Here is a 22,168-nt window from a genome sequence, read left to right on the forward strand (position 1 = left end):
CACGTCGGTGCACCGCATTCAGTTGCCCACGCGCCGGCGCAGGTCCTGGAAGGCCGTGTAGTTGGCGATGACCTCGATCCGTCCGGGCGGCGCCATTCCCACCGCCTCGTCGAGGCTTTCGCACACGTGGAAGTCCAGTCCCGCGACCTCCAGGCGCACCGCCAGGTCCAGCTTGCGGTCGCCGAGTACGAAGATCGGGTGCCCGGCGAGCCGGGTGTAGTCGACGTCCCACAGCCAGGAGGTGTCCGTGCCGTCCGCGCCGCGGGCGTTCACCGACATGATCACCGGGGTCGGCGGCGGGTCGATCAGCGAGAACGTCTCCAGCCAGCCGGCCGGGTTCTTCGCCAGCAGCAGCCGCAGCTCCCGCTCCATGAACGTGACCACGTCATAGCGCCCGGCCACCGCCTGCACCGAGAACATCCGCTCCAGGGCCACCTGCGGCGGCACCCCGAAGGCGGCGGCGACCGCGGCGGACGTGGTGGCGTTCGCCTTGTTGGCGCGCCCCGGCAGCTGCAGCTTGATCGGCCACGCGCTGCCGTGCGGGTCCAGGACATGATCGCCGGAGAGCGCCCAGCTGGGCGTCGGACGGCGGAAGCCGCACTCCGCGCAGAACCAGTCATCGCTCGGCCGCTGCATCACACCACCGCAGGAGGGGCACGACCAGGCGTCGTCCTTCCACTCCTGCCCGGCCGCGACCCACACCACATTCGCCGACGACGAGGCCGCCCAGACGATCAGCGGGTCGTCCGCGTTGGCGATGATCAGGGCCTTGGAACCGGCCAGGCCCTCCCGCCAGTGCTCGGCCAGCATCCGGGTCTCCGCGGCGCGGTCGAGCTGGTCGCGCGAGAGGTTCAGCAGCGCTATGGCCTTCGGCGTCACATCGCGTGCCACGCCGGCGAGGTACTTCTCGTCCACCTCGATGACGCCGTACTTGGCGTCCGATCCACCGGCCAGCGCGGAGGTGATACCCGCCGGCATGTTGGCGCCGAGCGCGTTGGAGACCACCGGCCCACTGGCCCGCAGAGCCTCCGCGATCAGCCGCGTCGTGGTCGTCTTGCCGTTGGTCGCCGACACCAGGATGACGTCCAAATGCCGTGCCAGCCGCGCCAGCAGGTCGGGGTCGAGCTTGAGCGCCACCCGGCCACCGATCACCGATCCGCTGCCGCGGCCCGCCGCGCGCGACACCGCCGCCGCGGCCTTGCCCGCCGTCACGGCCAGCTTGGCCCGCGGCGACAGCGGCTCCGTGTTGCCTGCCATCGTCCTTGATCCTCCTTGCATCCGGCGCCCGCCTGCCCTGAGGCTGCCGGTGGAACGCTTCCTCCGCAGCCGATGACCGGCCGAGGCTTCGGTCGGGGATCAGCCTATCGAGATCCGGGCCCGGGCCCGAACCCCGCCACCCGTCCGGCGACATCCAGGGCGTGCCGGACCGTACGCTTACCCCCATGCCCGACCGCACCATCCCCGGCTCCACCGGCCGGGTCCGCCCGCTGCGCCTGCTCGGCGATCCGGCCCTGACCGAGCCCTGCCGGGAGGTCACCGCCTTCGACGGCGAGCTGGCCCGGCTGATCGAGGACATGTACGCGACGATGTACGCCGCACACGGTGTGGGCCTCGCCGCCAACCAGATCGGGGTCCCGCTGCGGGTCTTCGTCTACGACTGCCCCGACGACGAGGATCTCCGCCACCTCGGGCATCTCGTCAACCCCCGGCTCGTCGAGACCGACGGCCCGGTCATCCGCGGGCCCGAGGGCTGTCTCTCGCTGCCCGGCATCGAGGCCGGCACTCCGCGCCACGACCACACCGTGGTGACCGGGTTCGACGTCACCGGTGAGCCCAGGACCGTGACCGGCACCGGCTTCTTCGCCCGCTGCCTCCAGCACGAGTGCGACCACCTCGACGGCGGGCTGTACGTCGACCACCTCACCGGGCTGCGCCGCCGCCGGGCGCTGCGCGCGGCGGCCAGGGCCCCGTGGGCCGCGACGGCGGCGCCCGGCCGTTGAACGGCCGGGCGCCGCCCGTCGTCTCACCCTCCGGCCCTCAAGGCCCGGGATTCAAGACCCCGGATTCAAGACCCGGAACTCAACACCCGGAACTCAACACCCGGGACTCAAATGCCGGCGCTCAAAGCCGGCGCTCAAAAGCCGGGGCCGCCCTCGCGGTCCTCGACCGCGGCCAGTTGGCCCCAGAGCAGATCGGCCAGCTGGGTCACCAACTGCTCGCGTGAACAAGGGCGTTCGCGCAGCCACCAGTCGCCCGCCCCGTGCATCATGCCGACGATGCCGTGGCCCCATACGCGAGCGGTCAGCTCGCCGCCCGGCCCCAGGTCGAGCCGGTCGGTGATCACCTTGGCCAGCTCCTCGCCGAGCCGGCGCAGCAGCGGTGCGGAGTGCCGTCCGACGTCGAAGCCGGACTCCGACGCGTTGTCCCCGTCCGACGGGTGCATCAGGAAGCGGTACACCTGCGGCCGGGCCTCGATCGCGAGCAGGTAGGCGTCGAGGGTGGCCTCGACCCGGTCCCGGCGTAGAACGGGCGCGTCCAGCGCGGTCGCCAGATTGGCCAGCAGGGCGTCGGTGTGCCGTACGGCGAGGGCGCGGTACAGACCGCCCTTGTCGCCGAAGTGCCGGTAGAGGATCGGCTTGGTGATGCCGGCCTCGGCGGCGATGGCGTTCATCGACGCGTCCGGGCCGTCGCGCAGCACAATGCGCTCGGCGGCCTCCAGCAGCTCCCGCCGTCTGCGCTCGGTCGCCGTCTGCTGGCGGCCGCTGTGCTCGGTGCTTTCCATGGTCGTGCTCCCCACCCTTGTGAATCCGTGGCGCTCGCGCAACGTAACACCCGATCTCCACGGCCAATTCGTTCTCAGGGGAGTTGACATCTCCTACTGGCGAGTAACACACTGCGGGTTACCGCTAGTAACAACAGTAATGCCGGGCAGCAGTGGAGGGGACATGGCCGAGTTCACCATGGAGCTCAACGACGAGCAGAAGGAAGTCCGTGACTGGGTTCACGGCTTCGCCGCGGACGTCATACGCCCCGCCGCCGCCGAATGGGACGAGCGCGAGGAGACCCCCTGGCCGGTCATCCAGGAAGCTGCCAAGATCGGTCTGTACTCGCTGGACTTCTACGCCCAGCAATTCTTCGACCCCACCGGCCTCGGTATCCCCATGTCCATGGAGGAGCTGTTCTGGGGTGACGCCGGCATCGGCCTGTCGATCGTGGGCACCGGACTCGCCGCCGTCGGTGTGCTCGCGAACGGCACCGAGGAGCAGATCGGCACCTGGATCCCGCAGATGTACGGCGACGTCGACGACGTCAAGGTCGCGGCCTTCTGCTCGTCGGAACCGGACGCCGGCTCGGACGTCGCCGCGATGCGCACCCGTGCGGTCTACGACGAGGCCAAGGATGAGTGGGTGCTCAACGGCACCAAGACCTGGGCCACCAACGGAGGCATCGCCAACGTCCACGTCGTCGTCGCGGCGGTCGACCCCGAGCTCGGCTCCAAGGGGCACGCGTCCTTCATCGTCCCCCCGAACACCCCCGGTCTCTCCCAGGGGCAGAAGTTCAAGAAGCACGGCATCCGCGCCTCGCACACCGCCGAGGTCGTCCTGGAGGACGTCCGGGTCCCCGGCCACTGCCTGCTCGGCGGCAAGGAGAAGCTGGACGAGCGTCTCGCCCGTGCCCGGGAGAAGGCCAAGGGGGGTGGTGAGCGTCTGAAGAACGCGGCCATGGCCACCTTCGAGGCCTCCCGTCCGGCCGTCGGCGCGATGGCGGTCGGTACCGCCCGCGCGGCCTACGAGGAGGCCCTGGAGTACGCCAAGACCCGCTCCCAGTTCGGCCGCCCGATCATCGACAATCAGGGCGTGGCCTTCCAGCTCGCCGATATGCGCACCCAGATCGACGCCGCCCGCCTGCTGGTCTGGCGCGCTTCCTGGATGGCGGTGACCGGTAAGCCGTTCACCTCCGCCGAGGGCTCCATGTCCAAGCTCTTCGCCAGTGAGGTCGCCAAGAAGGTCACCGCGCAGGCCGTACAGATTCTCGGCGGCAACGGCTTCACCCGCGAATACCCGGTCGAGCGGATGCATCGCGACGCGGCTATCTACACGATTTTCGAAGGCACCAGTGAAATTCAGCGACTGGTGATCGCCCGGACGGTTTCGGGGATGCCGATTCGGTGAGGTGTGCGCGCCATAGTGCGCGGAGTTGTCTTTTGTGTGGGCCCCGCCCGGGTTTGGGCGGGGCTTTTTGTATGCCGTTTCTTCCGGGCGTCGAAATGCGGTTACGGAGATTCCGAGGGGCCGGCTCGGGGTGGCCGGGGGTGAACGGGGGCGCGTCGGCGGTGCGCTGGGGATGCGCCGGGGTGGGGCAGGGGTCCGGGTGTGCGCGGGTGGCGTGCGGCGCGTATGACGGGGGACCGGCGTAGGCGGAGGGTCTGGCAGCGGGGCGCCGAAAAGGGCTCGTGCAACCTTCAACCAGTGGATGAGGGGCGGCTTGTCATCGCCGGTGCGGCTGTTGGTGCGGATGTCGGTGTGGTTGCCGACGTGGTTGCCGGTGGCGGGTGAGTGCCACGGCTTGAGTTGGTGAAACCTATAACCTTGCCGCGGTTCTCAGGGGGTAACGGCGGATTGCTTCCCGGTGTCACCGCCGCCGTCCTGGCTGAATGACGGCGCTCCAGGGCTCGAAGAATGGGCTGGTTGCCGTAAGTGGTAATCACTGCCTCCGGTAAGGGGGTCCCACTGCAAGGGAGTTGCGGTGGGGGCTGTCGTGTCGCGTCCTACGGGCGACGGCCGGATGGCTACCCCCTGTCCTCTGCCTTCCTGTTCACCGCCCGTAGTGGCTGCCCGCGTCTCCGTGGTGCATCACCGCCCCCGCCCCCGCCACCGTCTGAGTCGCGTCACCGGCCTCAGCTTCGGGCGCCCGGTTTCCCCTTGACGGGTCGGTCGCCGCGCTCTACTTTCCTTCCATAAAGCAAAACTTTAATTCCGTGATGCGGAATTGCTTCCTCTCCGGCCCCTCGCTGGAGCTTGCCCGTGACCGGTCGACGCAGGAGTACCCGATGCCTCGAATGACAGCCGCTCGTGCCGCGGTGGAGATCCTCAAGCGGGAGGGCGTGAGCCATGCCTTCGGAGTGCCGGGGGCCGCGATCAACCCCTTCTACGCGGCGCTCAAGGGCGCGGGCGGGATCGATCACACGCTGGCCCGCCATGTCGAGGGCGCCTCGCACATGGCCGAGGGGTACACCCGCACCCACCCGGGCAACATCGGCGTCTGCCTCGGCACCTCCGGTCCGGCCGGCACGGATATGATCACCGGCCTCTACTCCGCGACCGGCGACTCGATCCCGATCCTCTGCATCACCGGCCAGGCGCCGACCGCGGTGATCCAGAAGGAGGACTTCCAGGCCGTCGACATCGCCGCGATCGCCAAGCCGGTCACCAAGGCCGCCACCACGGTCATGGAGGCCGCGCAGGTCCCCGGCGTCTTCCAGCAGGCCTTCCACCTGATGCGCTCCGGGCGGCCCGGCCCGGTCCTGATCGACCTGCCGATCGATGTGCAGCTGACGGAGATCGACTTCGACCCCGAGACGTACGAGCCGCTGCCGGCCTTCAAACCGACCGCGACCCGCGCCCAGGTCGAGAAGGCCCTCGGGCTGCTGAGCGAGTCGCAGCGGCCGCTGATCGTCGCCGGTGGCGGCATCATCAACGCCGACGCCCCCGAGCTGCTGGTCGAATTCGCCGAACTGACCGGCATCCCCGTCGTCCCCACCCTGATGGGCTGGGGAATCCTCGCCGACGACCACGAGCTCAACGCCGGGATGGTCGGCCTGCAGACCTCGCACCGCTACGGCAACGCGAACTTCCTGGAGTCCGACTTCGTCCTGGGCATCGGCAACCGCTGGGCCAACCGCCACACCGGCAAGCTCGATGTCTACACCCGGGGCCGGAAGTTCGTCCACGTCGACATCGAGCCGACCCAGATCGGCAAGATCTTCGCCCCGGACTACGGCATCGCCTCGGACGCCAAGGCCGCGCTGGAGCTGTTCGTCGAGGTCGCGCGCGAACTCGGGGACGCGGGCGCGCTGCCGGACCGCTCCGCCTGGGCCGCCTCCACCCAGGTGCGCAAGGCCCGGTTGCAGCGCCGTACGCACTTCGACGACATCCCGATGAAACCGCAGCGCGTCTACGAGGAGATGAACAAGGCCTTCGGCCCGGAGACCCGCTACGTCACCACCATCGGCCTCTCCCAGATCGCCGGCGCGCAGATGCTGCACGTCTACAAGCCGCGTCACTGGATCAATTGCGGCCAGGCCGGCCCGCTCGGCTGGACCATCCCGGCCGCGCTGGGCGTGGCCACCGCGGACCCACAGACGCCGGTCGTCGCCCTCTCCGGCGACTACGACTTCCAGTTCATGCTCGAAGAGCTGGCCGTCGGCGCCCAGCACAGGATCCCTTATGTGCATGTCCTGGTGAACAACGCGTACCTGGGCCTGATCCGCCAGGCCCAGCGCAACCTCGACATCAATTTCCAGGTCAACCTGGAGTTCGAGAACATCAACGCCCCCGAGCTGGGCGTCTACGGCGTGGACCACATCAAGGTCGTCGAGGGTCTGGGCTGCAAGGCCCTCCGCGTCACCGACCCGAGCGAGTTGGGCGCCGCCTTCGAGGAAGCCAAGAAGCTGGCCGCCGAGCACCGTGTCCCGGTCGTGGTCGAGGCGATCCTCGAACGGATCACCAACATCTCGATGAGCGGCAGCGACATCGCCAGTGTCCAGGAGTGGGAGGACATCGCCACCGAGCCGGGCCATGCGCCCACCGCGATCAAGCCGCTCAAGGTCTGACACATGCCGCTCAAGGTCGGGCACGGGCCTGCCGCGCACCGGAGTCATGACTTCGGGCGCCACGACTACGGGCGCCACGACTTCGGGTGTCATGACTCCGGGTGTCATGACTACCGGCTCCGTGACTGCCGCCCCGCGGTCACGGCGCCGGTCCGCTGTCACGGTCCGAGGACAACCGGGAGTCCGGCCGGCCCGTGCATCAGGCGGGTGCGACGCCACTCCAGTGCGTCCCAACTGTCCACCGCCGGGCGGATGCCCGGGAAGCGCGTCAGCAGTACCTCGAAGGCGATACGGGCCTCGAGGCGGGCCAGCGGGGCACCGAGGCAGTGGTGCGGGCCGTGTCCGAACGAGAGATGACCGCCCGGGCGGTCGAGGCGTACCTCGTCCGGTGCGACGAACCGTGCGGGATCGCGATTGGCGGCTCCGGGGGACACCAGCACCACCTCTCCCGCGCTGATCCGGGCGCCGCCGAGGTCGACGGGTTCGGTGGCGAAGCGGAAGGTCGCGAGCGTGATCGGGGAGTCGTGGCGCAGGAACTCCTCGACCGCGGCGGGGAGCAGACCGGGATCGGCCCGGAGGCGGGAGCGGAGCGCGTCGTCCTGGAGCAGGGCCACCATGCCGTTGCCGATGAGATGGGTGGTGGTCTCGTGACCCGCGACCACCAACAGTACGGCCAGGGAGACGAGTTCGGCTTCGGACAGCCGGTCGGCTTCGTCCCGGGCGGCGATCAGGCCGCTGAGGACGTCGTCCCCCAGGTTTTCGCGCCGGGCCGCGATCAGCCGCGTCATGTAGTCGCTGAGGGCGTGTGACGCGCGGTCCACGGTGTCCGGGGCCGCCGCGGCGAACAGGTCATGGGACCAGCGCCGGACCGCCGCACGGTCCGGCTCCGGCACATCCAGCAGCTCGCTGATCACCGTGATCGGCAGCGGCTCGGCGAACTCCTCGACGAGGTCGGCCGACCCACGCGTGGCCAGTGCGTCGGCCAGCTCCTCTGCGATCGCCCGGATACGGGGCTCCAGCCGTGCCACGGCCGCTGGAGTGAAGGCCTTCATCGCCAGCCTCCGCAGCCGGCCGTGGTGCGGCGGGTCGGTGGCGAGCATGGTGCGGCTGACGGCGGGGGCCAGTCGGCGGTTGCCGGGCCGGTCGGCGAAGTAGCGGGCGGTGTCCTTCGACAGCCGGGCATCCGCCAGCGCCGCCCTGGCCTCCGCCCAGCCGGTGACGACCCAGGTCGTACGGCCGTTGCCGGTACGCACCCGCTGTACCGGGCCGCGCGCCCGCAGGGCGGCGAGCAGCGGATACGGATCCCGGGAGAACTCGGCTGAGTCCAGGGGGTTGTTCACGGTCGGCCTCATGATTCCGTCGGGGAGGCCGGGTTCCGGGGCGCTGTGGAGCGGCCTCCTCGCGGTCCCGGGCACCGGCCGGCCTGGTACATGCTCGCAGCTTGCAGGGACAGGGGATGCTGCTCATGGCGGCTGCCGACGTGCGCGAGCAGAAAGCCCGGCGCACGCTGGAGGCATGTCCGAGCACCCGCCTGTCATCGTGCACCCGCCGACCCCCTCCGGTGGCCGACGGGTGACCGTACGTGGGCAGATCGTGGGCCTGGCCCACGGCCGTGGTGATGTCGCCGAATTCCTCCGCCGTGCGGGTGTCGCCGGCCCGGCCGAGGACATCGCGCTGGACGACCCCCGGCTCGTCGAATGGCGCGGCGGCTCGCTGGACGACTGGCCGATGCCGCCGGCCTGACCGGGGCCAGCCGCCAGGCCCGAACGCGCCGTCCGATTTCCGCCAGCACCGCCGCCCGACCTGCGGCACAGTGGACCTGTGATGAGCGAGGACAGCAGGTACGAGGCGGTGCGCAGCAGGGACGCCAGATTCGACGGCGCCTTCTTCTTCGCGGTGTCCACGACCGGGATCTACTGCCGGCCGAGCTGCCCCGCCACCACGCCCCGACGGCACAACGTCGCCTTCTTCCCGACCGCCGCGGCCGCCCAGGGCTCGGGCTTCCGGGCGTGCCGCCGCTGCCGCCCCGACGCGGTGCCCGGCTCCGCCGAGTGGAATGCCCGCGCCGATGTCGTCGGGCGGGCGATGCGGCTGATCGGCGACGGTGTGGTGGACCGGGAGGGGGTCACCGGGCTGGCGGCCCGGCTCGGGTACAGCGCCCGGCAGGTGCAGCGGCAGCTGAATGCCGAGCTCGGCGCCGGCCCGGTGGCACTCGCGCGGGCGCAGCGCGCCCACACCGCGCGGGTTCTGCTGCAGACCACCGGCCTGCGGGCCGCCGAGATCGCGTTCGCCGCCGGGTTCGCCAGCGTGCGCCAGTTCAACGACACCATCAAGGAGATCTACGCGCTCACGCCGGGCGAGCTGCGGGCCGGCCGCCCCGGGAAAGCGGCCCGAGGCGCCCCGGTGCCGTCGCACGCTGCGCCCGGGGTGCTGCCGCTGCGGCTGGCCTTCCGGGGCCCGTACGCGGCACCGCAGCTCTTCGACCACCTCCAGCGGCGCGCGATCACCGGTATCGAGGAGGTCAGCGGCGAGCCCGGCGCCCGCACCTACCGGCGCACCCTGCGGCTGCCGCACGGCACCGGTATCGCCGAGGTCGACGAGGCGACCGGAGACGGCTGGCTGAACTGCCGGCTGCGCCTCACCGAACTGCGCGACCTCACCACCGCGGGGCAGCGGGTGCGGCGCCTCTTCGACCTGGACGCGGACCCGTACGCGGTCGCCGAGCGGCTCGGTGAAGACCCCGTCCTGGCACGGCTGGTGGACCGGCATCCCGGACTGCGGTCTCCGGGGGCCGCCGACCCGGACGAGCTGGCGGTCCGCGCCGTGCTCGGCCGGCAGGTCTCGGTCGCGGCCGGACGCGCTCTCGGTGACGCGCTGGTCGCCGCGTACGGCGAACCCCTGCCGGAGCCGTCCGGAACGCTCACCCACCTCTTCCCCCGCGCCGACGATCTGGCACAGGCCTCGCTCGCGGAGATCGGCATGCCCGGATCGCGGCGGACGGCCCTGCGCACCCTCGGCGCCGCGCTCGCCGACGGCACCGTCGTGCTGGACGCCGGAGCCGACCGGGACGAAGCCGAACGGGCGCTGCTCGGCCTGCGCGGCATCGGCCCGTGGACCGCGGGCTACATCCGGATGCGCGCCCTCGGGGACCCCGATGTGCTGCTCACCGGCGATGCGGCCGTACTGGCCGGGATGCGCCGGGCCGGAGTCCCGACGGACAGTGTGGCCGCGCGGTCGGACGACTGGCGCCCCTGGCGCTCGTACGCTCTGCACCACTTCTGGAACGTGCCGGTCGCCGGACCGGCGCACCCCCACCCCTCCACCACGGAAAGCACCGGACCATGACGCTCTACACCACCCTCGACAGCCCGCTGGGCGAACTCCTGCTGGTCGGCGAGGAATCAGCCGCCGCACCCGGCGGCACCGCGCTCGCCTCGCTCAGCGTGCCCGGCCAGAAGGGCGGCGCGACCGTACAGGACGGCTGGACCTACGACCCGGACGCCTTCGCCGAGATCGCCCGTCAGCTCCGCGCCTACTTCGACGGCGAGCTGACCCGCTTCGCCCTCACCTTCGCCGACACCCGGGGCACCGACTTCCAGCGGCGCGTGTGGCGGGCCCTGGAGGCCGTTCCGTACGGGACCACGACCACGTACGGGGCCATCGCGGCCGGGATCGGCGCGGCGCGGGGCGCGGTGCGTGCCGTCGGCACGGCGATCGGCGCGAATCCGCTGCTCGTCGTCCGGCCCTGCCACCGAGTGATCGCCGCCGATGGATCCCTGTCGGGATACGCGGGCGGGCCCGTACGCAAGCGGCAGCTCCTCGGCATCGAGGGGGCCGGTCCGGACGCCGGCTGACGGTACCCGCACCGACGAAGGTCAGAGCATCGAGCCGCCCGTGACGTCGAAGCGCTGGCCGGTGATCCAACGGGAGGCGTCGGAGGCCAGGAACGCGGCGACGTCCGCGATGTCGGAGGGGCGGCCGATACGGTTGAAGACGGAGTAGGCCGCCATCGCGGCCCGCCCCTCAGGTGTCGCCCTCCGCGCCGCCGTCACATCGGTTTCGACCCAGCCGGGGGCGACGGTGTTCACCGTGATCCCGCGTGCGCCGACGTCCTTGGCGAGGGTGTGGGTGAGCGTTTCCAGGGCGCCCTTGGCGACGCTGTAGGCGATCTGCGACGGGTGTGCCGTACTCGTCACCGCCGATGAGATGTTGATGATGCGTCCGCCGTCCCGCATCCGTCGCAGACCGTGCTGGATGAGGAAGAACGGGGCCCTGATGTTGACGGCGAGGGTGCGGTCGAACTCCTCGTAGGTGACCGCGTCGATGTGCCCGGGGAAGTTCTGCGCGGCGTTGTTGACGAGAATGTCGAGGCCGGGCTGCGCGCCGGAGGCGACGAGTTCGGCGTCGAAGGCGGCGAAGAGGGCTTCGGCGTCGCCGGGGACTCCCAGTTCCGCGCCGACCATGAATGCCCGGCCGCCCGTACGCGTGATGCTTTCGACCGTTTCCTTGGCAGCGAGGTCATTGCTGCCGTAATGGACGGCGATCAGCGCACCGTCCGCCGCGAGGCGCTGGGCGATGCCCCGGCCGATGCCGCGGCTGGATCCCGTCACCAGCGCGGTCTTCCCCTTGAGGTCACCCATGATCGTTCCTGGCCTTCCGTTCACCTGTGGTGGCGTGCCGCCGCCGGTTGCTTTCCCCGCTGGTGGGGCACCCGGGGAGCCCGATGCCCCATGCCCCATGCCTCAAGAGCCGTTGCCACGCGCGACAGACGCCTCGTAGGCCGCGCGGCCCGGTGGTTCGTGCAGTGCGGAGTCCCTGTCGAGAGCGCTATGGCCCGTGCGGTGTGCGCTCAGTGCCGGGCGTCCAGTGCGGTCAGGGTGGAGACGAACACCGGCTTGCCCTCCTGGCAGCCGGTGACCTGGACCGTTGTGGTGGAGGGGAGCGCGGAAGGGACGTGCCGGGCCGCGAGGGTGCAGGGGACGCCGTGCTCGGCGTAGCGGTGGAATTCGGTGCCGAAGGCGTACGGCACGAAGATCCGGGGCGCGGTCAGCGCCCGGGCGGCCTGCTGTGCGGCGTCGAGCAGCAGCATTCCGGGAATGTGGTCGTTCGCCGGATTCACCATCGCGCCATGCCCGGGCGCGATGCGCAGTTCCCATCGGCCGGATCCGTCGGTCGGGGACAGCAGGACATCGCTGTCCATGGCGCTGCCGGTCAGCTGGTGCGGGACGGGTACGGGCAGTGGGTCCAGGGTGCGGCGTGCGGCCAGCCGTTCGCCACGGATCCGGCGGTAGACGGCAGGGGAGGTGACGGTGACGTCGGAATGGCCTGTAGCGACGATCCGGCCGGCCTTGCGGAGGGTCATGGCGAAGTGGCCGCTGGACAGCGTGCCGCCCCGAAGGCGCATCCGGCTGCAGGTGACGTCGATGGTCAGCCGGGTGGGTCCGCGGCCAACGGCCAGGTGCTCGGGATGAGTTGTGTACACCAGGTTGCCGAGGATGAAGTGGTGGCCGACGGGTACGCCGAGTTCGGTGTGGCACAGGAGCAGCCCCGCCTGGCGGATGGTCTCGCCGGTGAGGATGAGGTGGTGGCGGCCGTGCGTCGGAGTGAAGTACCCGTGGTCGTGCGGCCACTGGGCGGTCAGCGTGAAGCGGGAGTCGTCCAGCCGGTGCCATGACGTGACCAGAATGTCGTCGACAATGGGCCGGTGGACGAACTCCTGGGGGACACAGGGGGCGTGGTGACGTCCGGGGGGCGTGCGGTGGTTCCCCTCCGAGTGCGTCTGATGTGGAGCCCTGGGCTGAACCGTGCCGCTGACGTGCATCGTGTCGCTCATGAGTGCCCCCAGGCGTCTCTAAGGGAAGAGGTGCATCGCTGATAAGATACGTACCATCCGGTTTTGTTTTCAACGCCGGGCGTCGAATTGCCGCAAACGGCTGACCCAGGGGGGAATTGAGCGGTAGCTAACTGATGCGAACATGGAGCACACGAGAGACAGGAGGCGTCCTGTGGCCCAACAGGACCGCGCGATCCGGACCCGGCGACTGATTCTGGAGGCTGCCGCCGCGGTCTTTGACGACCTCGGCTACGACCGCGCAACCATCGCCGAAGTCCTCGACCGCGCAGGCGTCACCAAGGGCGCCTTGTACTTCCACTTCGCCTCCAAGGAACAGCTCGCGCTGGCGGTGCTCGATGAGCACGTACTGGACATCGCCGTCGAGCCGCAGAAGATCAAGTTGCAGGAGTTCGTCGACGCGGGCCAGGTGCTGGCGTACCGGCTGCGCAGTGACCCGATCCAGCGCGGGGCGGCGCGGCTGGCGGTCGAACAGGGCTCCAATCACCTCGACCGCAAGCAGTCGATGCTCTCGTGGAGCGTGTTCGTGGAGGGGCTGCTGAACGAGGCGAAGGGCCGCGGTGAAGTGCTGGAGAGCATCGTCGTGCGGGAGACCGCGGAGCTCTACGTCGGCGCCTTCGCCGGGTTGCAGATGATGTCCCATGCCTTCACCAACCGGGCCGATCTCAGCCGCCGGCTGACCGTCTTCTTCGAGCACACCCTCCCGAGCGTTGCGGTTCCGGCCGTCCTCGCCAAGCTCAAGCTGGATTCCGAGCGCGGCGCACAACTCGATGCCGCCCTGCAGGGGACGGCGTCGGCCAACGCCGGGACCGGCGCCGCGGCGAGCTGACCCCGGCGCCTTTGGGCGGGTGGCTCGCGGCGTCCGGCAGCGGGTGGCCGGTGATGGCCTGTGGCCTCTGCCGGACGGCATTGTCAGTGGTGTGCTGTTCACTGGGACTCGGTGGGTTCAGCGGAGTCCGCGTGTCGACGGCAAGTCCGGGGGAGGCCCGATGAACGGGGCGAGGGGGAGTCAGGGGCGGGGCGGAGTGAGGCAGATCACGCCCGCCGGGGAGCGAAGGCGGCCGGTGTCGCGGAATAGACCCCCGCAATAAAACGTTCGGCATGCACGTATCCATGGCCTGATCATGCCGATGCCGGGGGAGACGCCCCAGCCCCTCGAACGCTGCCGCTCACCCCTGCTCCGCCGCTCTCACCGCCTGCTCACCCCCCACTCCCACCGCCGCTCACCTCTGCCGCCCTGGAGGCCGCCCGCATGACCCCGATGACGACGGACCAGCTCCCCGGAAGGATGGCGGGCACCGCTGCCGTGCCCCCGGTGCCCGACGCGGCCACGGGCGGCCGGCGCAGAACCCGCGGTGGCATCGTCCCGGTCCTCGCCTTCTCCGGCATCGTCGTCGCCGTCATGCAGACGCTGCTGGTGCCGGTCATCAAGGACCTGCCGGTGTTGCTCGACACGGCGCCCAGCAACGCCACCTGGGTGATGACGGCCACCCTCCTCGCGGGCGCCGTCTCGACGCCCATCATGGGGCGCCTCGGTGACCTCTACGGCAAGCGGCGGATGCTGCTGACCAGCCTTGCCGTCATGGTCGTCGGCTCGCTGGTCTGCGGATTCACCAGCGACCTGCTCACCATGATCGTGGGACGGGCGCTGCAGGGCTTCGCGATGGGTGCCATTCCGCTCGGCATCGGCATCATGCGCGACGAGCTGCCGCGCGAACGGCTCGGCTCGGCCATGGGCCTGATGAGCTCGTCGATCGGTGTGGGCGGCGGGCTCGCGCTGCCGGTCGCGGCCCTGGTCGCCCAACACGCCGACTGGCACGCCCTGTTCTTCGGCGCCGCCGGTCTCGGTGTGCTGTCGATGCTGCTCACCTTCCTGACGGTCCCGGAGAGCGCGGTGCGTGCCCGGGGACGCTTCGACGTGGCGGGCGCCCTCGGGCTGTCGGCCGGCCTGGTCGCCCTGCTGCTGCCCGTCACCAAGGGCAGCGACTGGGGCTGGGGCTCGCCGACCACTCTCGGCCTGTTCGGTATCGCGGCCCTGATCCTGGTGCTGTGGGGCGTGATGGAGCTGCGCATCGCCGACCCTCTGGTCGATCTGCGGACCACCGCCCGCCGCGAGGTCCTGCTGACCAACCTCGCCTCGATCACCGTCGGAGTGGCCTTCTATGCGGTCTCCCTGGTGCTCCCGCAGTTGCTGCAGCTGCCCGAGTCGACCGGCTACGGTCTCGGCCAGTCGATGGTGGTGGCCGGCCTGTGCATGGCGCCGCTCGGCCTGACGATGATGCTCGTCGCCCCGCTGTACGCGCGGATCGCCGCCCGGCGCGGCCCCAAGGTCTCGCTGCTGATCGGCATGCTGGTCATCGCGATCGGCTACGGCGCGGGCCTCGGCCTGATGACGGCCCCCTGGCAGACCGTCATCATCGCGGTGGTGCTCGGCGCCGGTATCGGCCTGGCGTACTCCTCGCTGCCCGCGCTGATCATCGGTGCCGTCGACCCTTCCGAGACCGGCGCGGCCAACGGTCTGAACACCCTGATGCGCTCGATCGGCACCTCGGTGTCCAGCGCCGTGATCGGCATGGTGCTGGCCCATATGTCCCAGCGGATGGGACCGGCCACGGTGCCGACGATGACCGGGTTCCGGGTCTCCTTCCTGATCGCCACGGCCGCCGTCATCGTCGGTGCCGTCCTGGCCGCCTTCCTGCCCTCGGCGCGCCAGGCGTCCGGGCCGACCCTGGTCGCGCAGAGCACGGACGGCGGTGACGGTGGTGACGGAGGCGTCATCAGTGACGACGGCGCCATCAGTGAGGATGGTGCCGGGGGCGTGGCCGGTGCCGGCGCCGAGGTCGCCGCTGCGACCGTGCCGGACGCGCCGACCGAGCCAACCGCGACCCTGACGACCGCGGCAGTGCCGACCGCGACCCGTTACGGCTTCGCCGGCCGGGTCCTGGACACCTCCGGTGGTCCGATACCGGGCGCGAGCATCACCCTGATCGACCGCCAGGGGCGGCAGGCCGGCGTCACCGCGGCAGACGTCGATGGGCGCTATGCGCTCGCGGCCCCCGCGGCGGGCACTTACGTCCTCACGGGCGCCGCGCCCGGCCACACCCCGTATGCCGCCTCGGCCATGTACCGGGGCGAGGACGTTTCCGCCCGCGTCGATCTGATACTCGCGGGCACCGGCCGGCTGGGCGGTGTGCTGCTCGGGGGCCCCGGCCCTGAGGGCGCCCCGCTGGCCGGCGGAGGCATCGTCCTCACCGACGCCGGTGGCGACGTGGTGGCCCGTACGGCCTCCGCCGCCGACGGGAGCTGGGACCTCGCCCCCGTCCCGCCCGGCCCGTACACCCTGGTGCTGAGCGCCCCCGGCCACCAGCCGCAGGCCCGTGCCGTCGAACTGTCCGGCGGCGAGCCGGAACGGCAGGACGCACGCCTGCGGCCGACCGCCACCGTCCGTGGAACGGTACGGGGGCCGAACGGCCGGCCGCTCGCCGACGCCGCCGTGACCCTTGTCGAGGACGGCGCCGTCGCGGGGCACACCGTGACCGGGCCGGACGGCGTGTTCGCCTTCTCCGACCTGAACGGCGCTCACTACACCCTCACGGCAGCCGGTTTCCCGCCGCATGCCGCCCCGATATCCCTCGCCGGCGGCGCCCACGAGATCCTCGACCTGGACCTCGCCCAGCCGTCGGCGGCCACTCGCTGACCCAGGCGTGCGGTGCACGGAGTGTGGGCGGCCCCGCCCGGCTTCCGGGCCGCCCCGCGCTGTGCCCCGCTCAGGCCTGGTACTCCGTGAGATCAATGCTGTACACCGTCAGCGCATGGCCGTACTCCGGATGCGTCGTCTCCCGCTCGAAGGCCATACCGAGCTTGCGCAGGACGTTGTCCGAGGCCTCGTGTCCGAGGCGGTTGACGGCGATGACGCGGTCCAGGCCACGGTCCTGCAGGGCGAACTCCAGCACGGCCTGGGCGGCTTCGGAAGCGTAGCCCTGGCCCCAGTACTGCCGTCCGAAGCGCCAGCTGATCGCCACGTCGTGCGCCGCCTCCGGAAGGAATCCGGGCACGGACAGTCCGACGCATCCGGCCAGTTCGCCCGAGGCGAGCAACTCGACGGCGAAGAGGCCGAAGCCCTCGTCGTCCCACTCCTCCTCCCACCCTTCGATCTCCTCGGCGGTCTGCTCCAGGCTCAGGGCGGAGCCGTCGCCGATCCAGCGCATGACCGCCGGGTCCGTGTTGATATCCGCCATGGGGGCGAGGTCGTCGTCGGTCCAGCGGCGGAGGATGAGGCGGGGGGTACGGATCTCGGTCATGCCGCCCATCCTGTCCAATGCCGGGGGCTCGGCGGTAATCGGCAGGTGCCGTTCGCGGGCCGTGCCGCGCAGGTCACCGACCCGGAAGCTGCGCCAGCGTTCCGTCGAACTCGGTCTGCAGGATGCGGCTCGCCGCCTCGCCGTCCCCGTCGGCGACCGCCTCGACCAGCGCCGCATGGCGGGCGTCACCGTGCTGTGGGTCTTCGTCGCGCAGCCCCAGGAGCTCCACGAGATCGATCAGCCCCTGGCGCAGCGCCGGTACGAACTCCGCGAAGAGATCGCTGAGTACGGGGTTGTGCGCGGCCGCGACCACCGCTGCGTGCAGTGCGATGTCCGCGTCCACGAAGGCCGCGTGGTCGGTTTGGGCCGCGGCCGTACGCCGCCGGTCGAGGGCGGACCGCAGCGTCGCGATGTCGGTGTCCGTGCGCCGGGTGGAGGCCAGCCGGGCGGCCTGCACCTCGACCATGGCGCGGACCTCGTAGACATCGGCGACGGCCGCGCGGCGCAGACGGGCGGGCCAGTCCTCGGTGGGCTCGGTAGCGATCACGAAGACGCCGGCGCCCTGCCGCGGCTGCACCAACCCGGCACCGGCCAGGGCCCGTACGGCTTCGCGCACCGTGGAGCGGCCGACGCCGAGGGTTTTGGCCAGAGTCGTTTCGCCGGGGAGTTTGGTGCCGACCGGCCAGTGACCGCCGGTGATCTGGTCGCGCAGCCGCTGGGCGGCCTGCTCGACCAGTGGACTGGGGCGGAGCGCTTCGAGCGACATCCCGTCATGCCTCTCAGGTTGTCTGAGGAGTTGAGTCATGGTTAGTGTACCCGCCATGAAGCTGCGTGGTCTCCTTCTCGGCCGCCGCGGCGGGGCCTGACGCGACCGGCACCCCGCCGCGGGGTGCGGTGCTGCCGGTCTCCCGCCGGCCTGTGAAGGACAGACATGCCCCGTAGCCACCCCGCCAAGTTCCCCTCCGCCTCCGTCGCCACGCACGGCGCGACGCTCCCCTTCCCCACGCTCCGTATGCCCGCCGGACCGGTACCCGCCGACGCGCCGGCGTGGAATCCGCAGCGCGGCAGTGCGATGCCGGCCCACCGCTACCGGCCCGCCCACGACCGCGTCGAGGTACCGCTGACCGAACGTGCCTGGCCCGCCGCCCGGATCGAGCGGGCCCCGCTGTGGGTGCCGGTCGACCTGCGCGACGGCAACCAGGCACTGGCCGAGCCGATGGACACGGCCCGTAAGCGCCGGATGTTCGATCTGCTCGTCGCGATGGGCTTCAAGGAGATCGAGGTCGCCTACCCCTCCGCGAGCCGCACCGACTTCGACTTCGTCCGGCACCTCGCCGAGAGCGGCGCCGTGCCGGACGAGGTGACGGTCGTGGTCTTCACTCCGGCCCGCCGCGATCTGATCGACCGGACCTTCGAGGCCATCGAGGGGCTGCCGCGCACCGTCGTGCACCTCTACACGCCGACCGCACCCACCTGGCGCGAGGTGGTCCTCGGCCGGAGCCGGGAAGAGGTGCACCATCTGGTACGTACTGCGCGACGCAGATGGCCCGGCTGGCCGCCGCCCGGCCCGGGGCCGACATCCGGTTCCAGTTCTCGGCGGAGGTTTTCAACCTCACCGAGCCCGACCTCGTCCTGGAGATCTGCAACGGTCTGACAGAGCTCTGGGATGCCGCACCGGACCGCCCGGTGACCCACAATCTGCCGGCCACCGTCGAGGTCGCCACGCCCAATGTGTACGCCGACCAGATCGAGTACATGCACCGCCATCTGGCGCGGCGGGACGGCGTCGTCCTCTCCGTGCACCCGCACAACGACCGCGGCACGGGGGTGGCCTGTGCGGAACTCGCCGTGCCGGCCGGGGCGCAGCGGGTGGAGGGATGCCTGTTCGGCAACGGGGAGCGCACCGGCAATGTCGACCTGGTCACTCTCGCCCTCAATCTGCACACCCAGGGTGTCGACCCGATGCTCGACTTCTCCGACATCGGCACCGTCCGCCGCACGGTGGAGGACTGCATCCGGCTGCCCGTCCACCCCCGCCATCCCTACGCCGGTGAGCTCGTCCACACGGCCTTCTCCGGTACCCATCAGGACGCCATCAGCAAGGGCCTGGCCCACCACGCCCGACGCGCCGCCGGGCTGGGCGTCCCGGAGTGCGAGGCGCCGTGGGCGGTGCCGTACCTGCCGGCCGATCCGGCCGATCTCGGCTGCACCTATGAGGCGGTCATCCGGGTCAACAGCCAGTCGGGCAAGGGCGGGATCGCGCACCTCCTCCAGGTGCACCACGGCCTGGACCTCCCGCAGGACCTGCGCCCTGACTTCTCCCGCACGGTGCAGCGCGCCACGGATGACAGCGGGCAGGAGGTCACGCCGAAGGATCTGTGGGAGCTGTTCCGCAGCACCTATCTGGCGCCGGGGGAGGACGGTCCGCTGTCGCTCGGCCCGTGGACCGCCACCGAACCCGCTCCGGGCCGGCACCGTGTCCGGTGCGAGCTGAGCGGGGCGACGGCCGAGGGCGAGGAAGGCCCGGGGTGCTATGAGGGCTCCGGTAACGGCCCGCTCGCCGCATTCGCCGACGCACTGGCCGCGGCGGGGCACCCCGTCGACATCCTGGCTTACGCCGAGCACGGTCTCGCCTCCGGTCCGGACAGCGCCGCCGTCGCCTATGTCCAGTGCCGTATCGGTGACGCCACGTGCTGGGGAGCGGGGCAGGACACGTCCGTCCTGACGGCCTCGGTGCGGGCGGTACTGTCGGCCGTCAACCGGGCGAGCGGGGACCGGGGCACCCCCTAGCGAACCGGGGCCGCTGAGCTTGCCGTGGCCCAGGGGACCGGTGATCTGGATCGATGGAACGGCCGAACCTGGCGGTGGCGTATCCGCAACTCGGGAATTCTCTGCGATTCTGGGCGACACGATCCGGATACCGGCTGGTCACGCCGATTTCCGGAGTGACCGGCGTGCCGAGTGCCCTGGTTCGTTAGTGGTGTGTTAGTGCCTCGTTAGCGGACCGGCAGTGCCCGAGGCCACGCTGGCAGGAGCATGGGACGGACCGTACGCACCTACGACGAGAGCTCGCACCTACCAGACGAGGGGGACACTTATGTCGCTCACCTTCAAGACACTCGGCCGCGGCCGGCGTGTCGCCGCGGGATCGCTGATCGCCGTCGCGGCGCTGGGGCTCACCGCCTGCCAGAGCGGGCCCGACGCCACCTCGCGCCCCTCGTCCAACGCCGCACCCGTCACGTCCCACGACCAGCAGAGCGGTGACGGCTCGCAGTCGGCCGGGGCGGGGCCGAAGTCCTCCGCGACCGGTCAGCGGCCCTCGGCCTCCTCGGAGAAGTCGACGCCCCCCGGCAGCAAGCCGAAGGGCACGTCACCGAGCGCCGCACAGTCCCAGGCCTCCGCCATGGCGGCGTCGGACCGTTGCACCGCCGACCAGATGTCGCTGCGCCTGGGGGCCTCCGACGCCGGTGCGGGCAACATCCGCTACCCCCTCGTCTTCACGAACAAGGGCAAGAAGGCCTGTTCCCTGCGCGGCTTCCCCGGGGTCTCGCTGATCAAGCGGGACGGTTCGGCCGTCGGCAAGCCCGCCACCCGCGGGGGCGGCTCCGGTGGCGCCGTGCGGCTCCAGCCGGGGCAGAGCGCACACGTGCTGCTGCACACCCTCAACGAGGGCGTCTCGGACACCCCGTGCTGGGACCGTTCGCAGCTCGTGTTCGTCTACCCGCCCGGATCCAAGGAGCCGATGACCACGGGCAGTGCCGGTCTGCGGGTGTGCGGCGGACGGTTCGATGTGACCGCGGTGGAGGCCGGAGGGCTGGGCTGACCCGCTGTACGGCGACACGGGAGCCGGGCGGCCGCGAGGGCGGTCGCCCGGCTCCCGGCGTTCCGTGGCGGGGGAGGGGCATCCGCGAAAGGGGCTCGGGGGCGTTCCGCCCAAGGGGGCTCGGGGTGCGTCACCGCAACGGCCCCTTGTGACCGCCCCGCGGCTCCGGATCGGTGTTACCAAGGTGGATGGAAGCCTTGAATGAGTGCTTTCGTTGCATATCTGCCGAGGAGCCATCCCCATGTCTGCAGCTTCGAGCGTGGCCGCCAAGGCCGCTGCGAACGGAAAGCCGTCCGCCGAGGACGAGTCCCCGATCCACATTCTCTGGATCAACGCCGGCCTGAGTTGCGACGGCGACTCCGTGTCGCTGACCGCGGCGACCCAGCCGAGCATTGAGGAGATCGCGCTCAGTGTGCTGCCGGGGCTGCCCAAGATCGCTGTCCACTGGCCACTGATCGACTTCGAATGCGGCCCGGTCCAGGGCGCGGACACCTTCATCGAGTGGTTCTTCAAGGGCGAGCGCGGCGAGATCGACCCGTTCGTGCTGGTCATCGAGGGATCCATCCCGAACGAATCCATCAAGCCGGAGGGCTACTGGTGCGGTTTCGGTGACGACCCCGAGACCGGTCAGCCGATCACCACCAGTGAGTGGATCGACCGGCTCGCCCCCAAGGCGCTCGCCGTGGTCGCCATCGGCACCTGTGCCACATACGGCGGTATCCATGCGATGGCGGGCAATCCGACCGGGGCCATGGGCGTGCCCGACTACCTGGGCTGGGACTGGACCTCCAAGGCCGGGATCCCGATCGTCTGTGTGCCCGGCTGCCCGATCCAGCCGGACAACTTCTCGGAGACGCTGACCTATCTGCTCTACCAGGCGGTGGGCTCGGCCCCGATGATCCCGCTGGACGACCAGCTGCGGCCGACCTGGCTCTTCGGGAAGACCGTGCACGAGGGCTGCGACCGGGCCGGCTACTACGAGCAGGGCCAGTTCGCGACCACCTACGACTCGCCCAAGTGCTCGGTGAAGCTCGGATGCTGGGGTCCCGTGGTCAAATGCAACGTGCCCAAGCGGGGCTGGATGGACGGCATCGGCGGCTGTCCGAACGTCGGCGGTATCTGCATCGCCTGCACCATGCCCGGCTTCCCCGACAAGTTCATGCCGTTCATGGACGAGCCGCCCGGCGGCAAGGTCTCCAGCACCGCGAGTGCCGCGTACGGCAGCGTCGTCCGCCGGCTGCGCGGCATCACGGCCAAGACCGTCGACCACGAGCCCAAGTGGCGGCATCGCGGCGACCAACTGACCACCGGCTACCGGAAACCGTGGTGAGCGCACCCCGTCCGTAGCCGTCCGGCTCCTT

Annotated in this window: 17 protein-coding genes and 1 pseudogene; 11 read left to right on the forward strand and 7 right to left on the reverse strand. The window is 70.9% G+C overall.

Annotated elements, in window-relative coordinates:
- Positions 1-18 precede the first annotated feature (18 nt).
- Positions 19-1,257 carry a MurT ligase domain-containing protein gene (locus D9V36_RS38990; protein ID WP_086716723.1) on the reverse strand — a complete coding sequence of 413 codons (1,239 nt, stop codon included), beginning with the start codon at positions 1,255-1,257 and terminating at the stop codon, positions 19-21.
- A 185-nt stretch (positions 1,258-1,442) separates the two neighbouring features.
- Between D9V36_RS38990 and def the strand changes: the two genes are divergently transcribed.
- On the forward strand, positions 1,443-2,000 hold the full coding sequence (gene def, locus D9V36_RS38995) for a peptide deformylase (RefSeq protein WP_129297913.1): 558 nt from the start codon (positions 1,443-1,445) through the stop codon (positions 1,998-2,000).
- A gap of 134 nt (positions 2,001-2,134) precedes the next feature.
- Here def and D9V36_RS39000 read toward each other — a convergent pair whose 3' ends face one another.
- On the reverse strand, positions 2,135-2,782 hold the full coding sequence (locus D9V36_RS39000) for a TetR family transcriptional regulator (protein ID WP_129297914.1): 648 nt from the start codon (positions 2,780-2,782) through the stop codon (positions 2,135-2,137).
- Between the two features lie 163 nt (positions 2,783-2,945).
- Here D9V36_RS39000 and D9V36_RS39005 point away from each other — a divergent pair, with 163 nt between their 5' ends.
- The gene (locus D9V36_RS39005) at positions 2,946-4,172 is read left to right on the forward strand and encodes an acyl-CoA dehydrogenase family protein (RefSeq protein ID WP_129297915.1); all 1,227 of its coding nucleotides are present in this window, start codon (positions 2,946-2,948) and stop codon (positions 4,170-4,172) included.
- Positions 4,173-5,050: 878 nt separating this feature from the next.
- Positions 5,051-6,832: a glyoxylate carboligase gene (gcl, locus tag D9V36_RS39010; RefSeq protein ID WP_129297916.1), complete on the forward strand. Its 1,782-nt coding sequence runs from the start codon at positions 5,051-5,053 to the stop codon at positions 6,830-6,832.
- Positions 6,833-6,990: 158 nt separating this feature from the next.
- Here the strand turns inward: gcl and D9V36_RS39015 are convergent, their stop codons facing one another.
- The gene (locus D9V36_RS39015) at positions 6,991-8,184 is read right to left on the reverse strand and encodes a cytochrome P450 family protein (RefSeq protein WP_129297917.1); all 1,194 of its coding nucleotides are present in this window, start codon (positions 8,182-8,184) and stop codon (positions 6,991-6,993) included.
- A 163-nt stretch (positions 8,185-8,347) separates the two neighbouring features.
- Between D9V36_RS39015 and D9V36_RS39020 the strand changes: the two genes are divergently transcribed.
- The 3 genes from D9V36_RS39020 (at position 8,348) to D9V36_RS39030 (ending at position 10,686) form a co-directional block, all read left to right on the forward strand.
- Entirely contained in the window at positions 8,348-8,575 is a 228-nt protein-coding gene (locus tag D9V36_RS39020) for a hypothetical protein (RefSeq protein WP_086717821.1), read from the forward strand.
- Between the two features lie 81 nt (positions 8,576-8,656).
- Positions 8,657-10,177: an AlkA N-terminal domain-containing protein gene (locus tag D9V36_RS39025; protein ID WP_129297918.1), complete on the forward strand. Its 1,521-nt coding sequence runs from the start codon at positions 8,657-8,659 to the stop codon at positions 10,175-10,177.
- Entirely contained in the window at positions 10,174-10,686 is a 513-nt protein-coding gene (locus D9V36_RS39030) for a methylated-DNA--[protein]-cysteine S-methyltransferase (RefSeq protein WP_129297919.1), read from the forward strand. The genes D9V36_RS39025 and D9V36_RS39030 overlap by 4 nt, the downstream gene beginning before the upstream one ends.
- Positions 10,687-10,707: 21 nt before the next feature.
- Here D9V36_RS39030 and D9V36_RS39035 read toward each other — a convergent pair whose 3' ends face one another.
- Both D9V36_RS39035 and D9V36_RS39040 read right to left on the reverse strand, forming a co-directional pair.
- On the reverse strand, positions 10,708-11,472 hold the full coding sequence (locus D9V36_RS39035; protein WP_129297920.1) for an SDR family NAD(P)-dependent oxidoreductase: 765 nt from the start codon (positions 11,470-11,472) through the stop codon (positions 10,708-10,710).
- Between the two features lie 209 nt (positions 11,473-11,681).
- Positions 11,682-12,665: a ScbA/BarX family gamma-butyrolactone biosynthesis protein gene (locus D9V36_RS39040; RefSeq protein ID WP_129297921.1), complete on the reverse strand. Its 984-nt coding sequence runs from the start codon at positions 12,663-12,665 to the stop codon at positions 11,682-11,684.
- Positions 12,666-12,837: 172 nt separating this feature from the next.
- Between D9V36_RS39040 and D9V36_RS39045 the strand changes: the two genes are divergently transcribed.
- Positions 12,838-13,512: a ScbR family autoregulator-binding transcription factor gene (locus D9V36_RS39045; RefSeq protein ID WP_129297922.1), complete on the forward strand. Its 675-nt coding sequence runs from the start codon at positions 12,838-12,840 to the stop codon at positions 13,510-13,512.
- A 423-nt stretch (positions 13,513-13,935) separates the two neighbouring features.
- On the forward strand, positions 13,936-16,380 hold the full coding sequence (locus tag D9V36_RS39050; RefSeq protein ID WP_129297923.1) for an MFS transporter: 2,445 nt from the start codon (positions 13,936-13,938) through the stop codon (positions 16,378-16,380).
- Between the two features lie 70 nt (positions 16,381-16,450).
- Here the strand turns inward: D9V36_RS39050 and D9V36_RS39055 are convergent, their stop codons facing one another.
- Together D9V36_RS39055 and D9V36_RS39060 are read right to left on the reverse strand one after the other, a co-directional pair.
- Positions 16,451-16,984, reverse strand: a complete 534-nt coding sequence (locus D9V36_RS39055) for a GNAT family N-acetyltransferase (protein WP_129297924.1) — start codon at positions 16,982-16,984, stop codon at positions 16,451-16,453.
- A 73-nt stretch (positions 16,985-17,057) separates the two neighbouring features.
- Positions 17,058-17,750: a FadR/GntR family transcriptional regulator gene (locus D9V36_RS39060; RefSeq protein WP_129297925.1), complete on the reverse strand. Its 693-nt coding sequence runs from the start codon at positions 17,748-17,750 to the stop codon at positions 17,058-17,060.
- 246 nt (positions 17,751-17,996) lie between these two features.
- On the opposite strand from D9V36_RS39060, the pseudogene D9V36_RS39065 reads away from it, so the two are divergent.
- The 3 genes and pseudogenes from D9V36_RS39065 (at position 17,997) to D9V36_RS39075 (ending at position 22,137) form a co-directional block, all read left to right on the forward strand.
- Positions 17,997-19,774 (forward strand): annotated as a pseudogene (locus D9V36_RS39065) (2-isopropylmalate synthase).
- 307 nt (positions 19,775-20,081) lie between these two features.
- Entirely contained in the window at positions 20,082-20,807 is a 726-nt protein-coding gene (locus tag D9V36_RS39070) for a DUF4232 domain-containing protein (RefSeq protein WP_129297926.1), read from the forward strand.
- Between the two features lie 241 nt (positions 20,808-21,048).
- On the forward strand, positions 21,049-22,137 hold the full coding sequence (locus tag D9V36_RS39075) for a hydrogenase expression protein HypE (protein WP_129297927.1): 1,089 nt from the start codon (positions 21,049-21,051) through the stop codon (positions 22,135-22,137).
- Positions 22,138-22,168: the final 31 nt, after the last annotated feature.

Origin of the sequence: Streptomyces lydicus (assembly GCF_004125265.1) — a bacterium.
In the GTDB taxonomy this organism is placed as follows: Bacteria; Actinomycetota; Actinomycetes; order Streptomycetales; family Streptomycetaceae; genus Streptomyces; species Streptomyces lydicus_C.

Coding starts and splice junctions, on each gene's coding strand:
- D9V36_RS38990 (WP_086716723.1), bottom strand. CDS start 1,257: ATGGCAGGCAACACGGAGCCGCTGTCGCCGCGGGCCAAGCTGGCCGTG.
- def (WP_129297913.1), top strand. CDS start 1,443: ATGCCCGACCGCACCATCCCCGGCTCCACCGGCCGGGTCCGCCCGCTG.
- D9V36_RS39000 (WP_129297914.1), bottom strand. CDS start 2,782: ATGGAAAGCACCGAGCACAGCGGCCGCCAGCAGACGGCGACCGAGCGC.
- D9V36_RS39005 (WP_129297915.1), top strand. CDS start 2,946: ATGGCCGAGTTCACCATGGAGCTCAACGACGAGCAGAAGGAAGTCCGT.
- gcl (WP_129297916.1), top strand. CDS start 5,051: ATGCCTCGAATGACAGCCGCTCGTGCCGCGGTGGAGATCCTCAAGCGG.
- D9V36_RS39015 (WP_129297917.1), bottom strand. CDS start 8,184: ATGAGGCCGACCGTGAACAACCCCCTGGACTCAGCCGAGTTCTCCCGG.
- D9V36_RS39020 (WP_086717821.1), top strand. CDS start 8,348: ATGTCCGAGCACCCGCCTGTCATCGTGCACCCGCCGACCCCCTCCGGT.
- D9V36_RS39025 (WP_129297918.1), top strand. CDS start 8,657: ATGAGCGAGGACAGCAGGTACGAGGCGGTGCGCAGCAGGGACGCCAGA.
- D9V36_RS39030 (WP_129297919.1), top strand. CDS start 10,174: ATGACGCTCTACACCACCCTCGACAGCCCGCTGGGCGAACTCCTGCTG.
- D9V36_RS39035 (WP_129297920.1), bottom strand. CDS start 11,472: ATGGGTGACCTCAAGGGGAAGACCGCGCTGGTGACGGGATCCAGCCGC.
- D9V36_RS39040 (WP_129297921.1), bottom strand. CDS start 12,665: ATGAGCGACACGATGCACGTCAGCGGCACGGTTCAGCCCAGGGCTCCA.
- D9V36_RS39050 (WP_129297923.1), top strand. CDS start 13,936: ATGACCCCGATGACGACGGACCAGCTCCCCGGAAGGATGGCGGGCACC.
- D9V36_RS39055 (WP_129297924.1), bottom strand. CDS start 16,984: ATGACCGAGATCCGTACCCCCCGCCTCATCCTCCGCCGCTGGACCGAC.
- D9V36_RS39060 (WP_129297925.1), bottom strand. CDS start 17,750: ATGTCGCTCGAAGCGCTCCGCCCCAGTCCACTGGTCGAGCAGGCCGCC.
- D9V36_RS39070 (WP_129297926.1), top strand. CDS start 20,082: ATGTCGCTCACCTTCAAGACACTCGGCCGCGGCCGGCGTGTCGCCGCG.
- D9V36_RS39075 (WP_129297927.1), top strand. CDS start 21,049: ATGTCTGCAGCTTCGAGCGTGGCCGCCAAGGCCGCTGCGAACGGAAAG.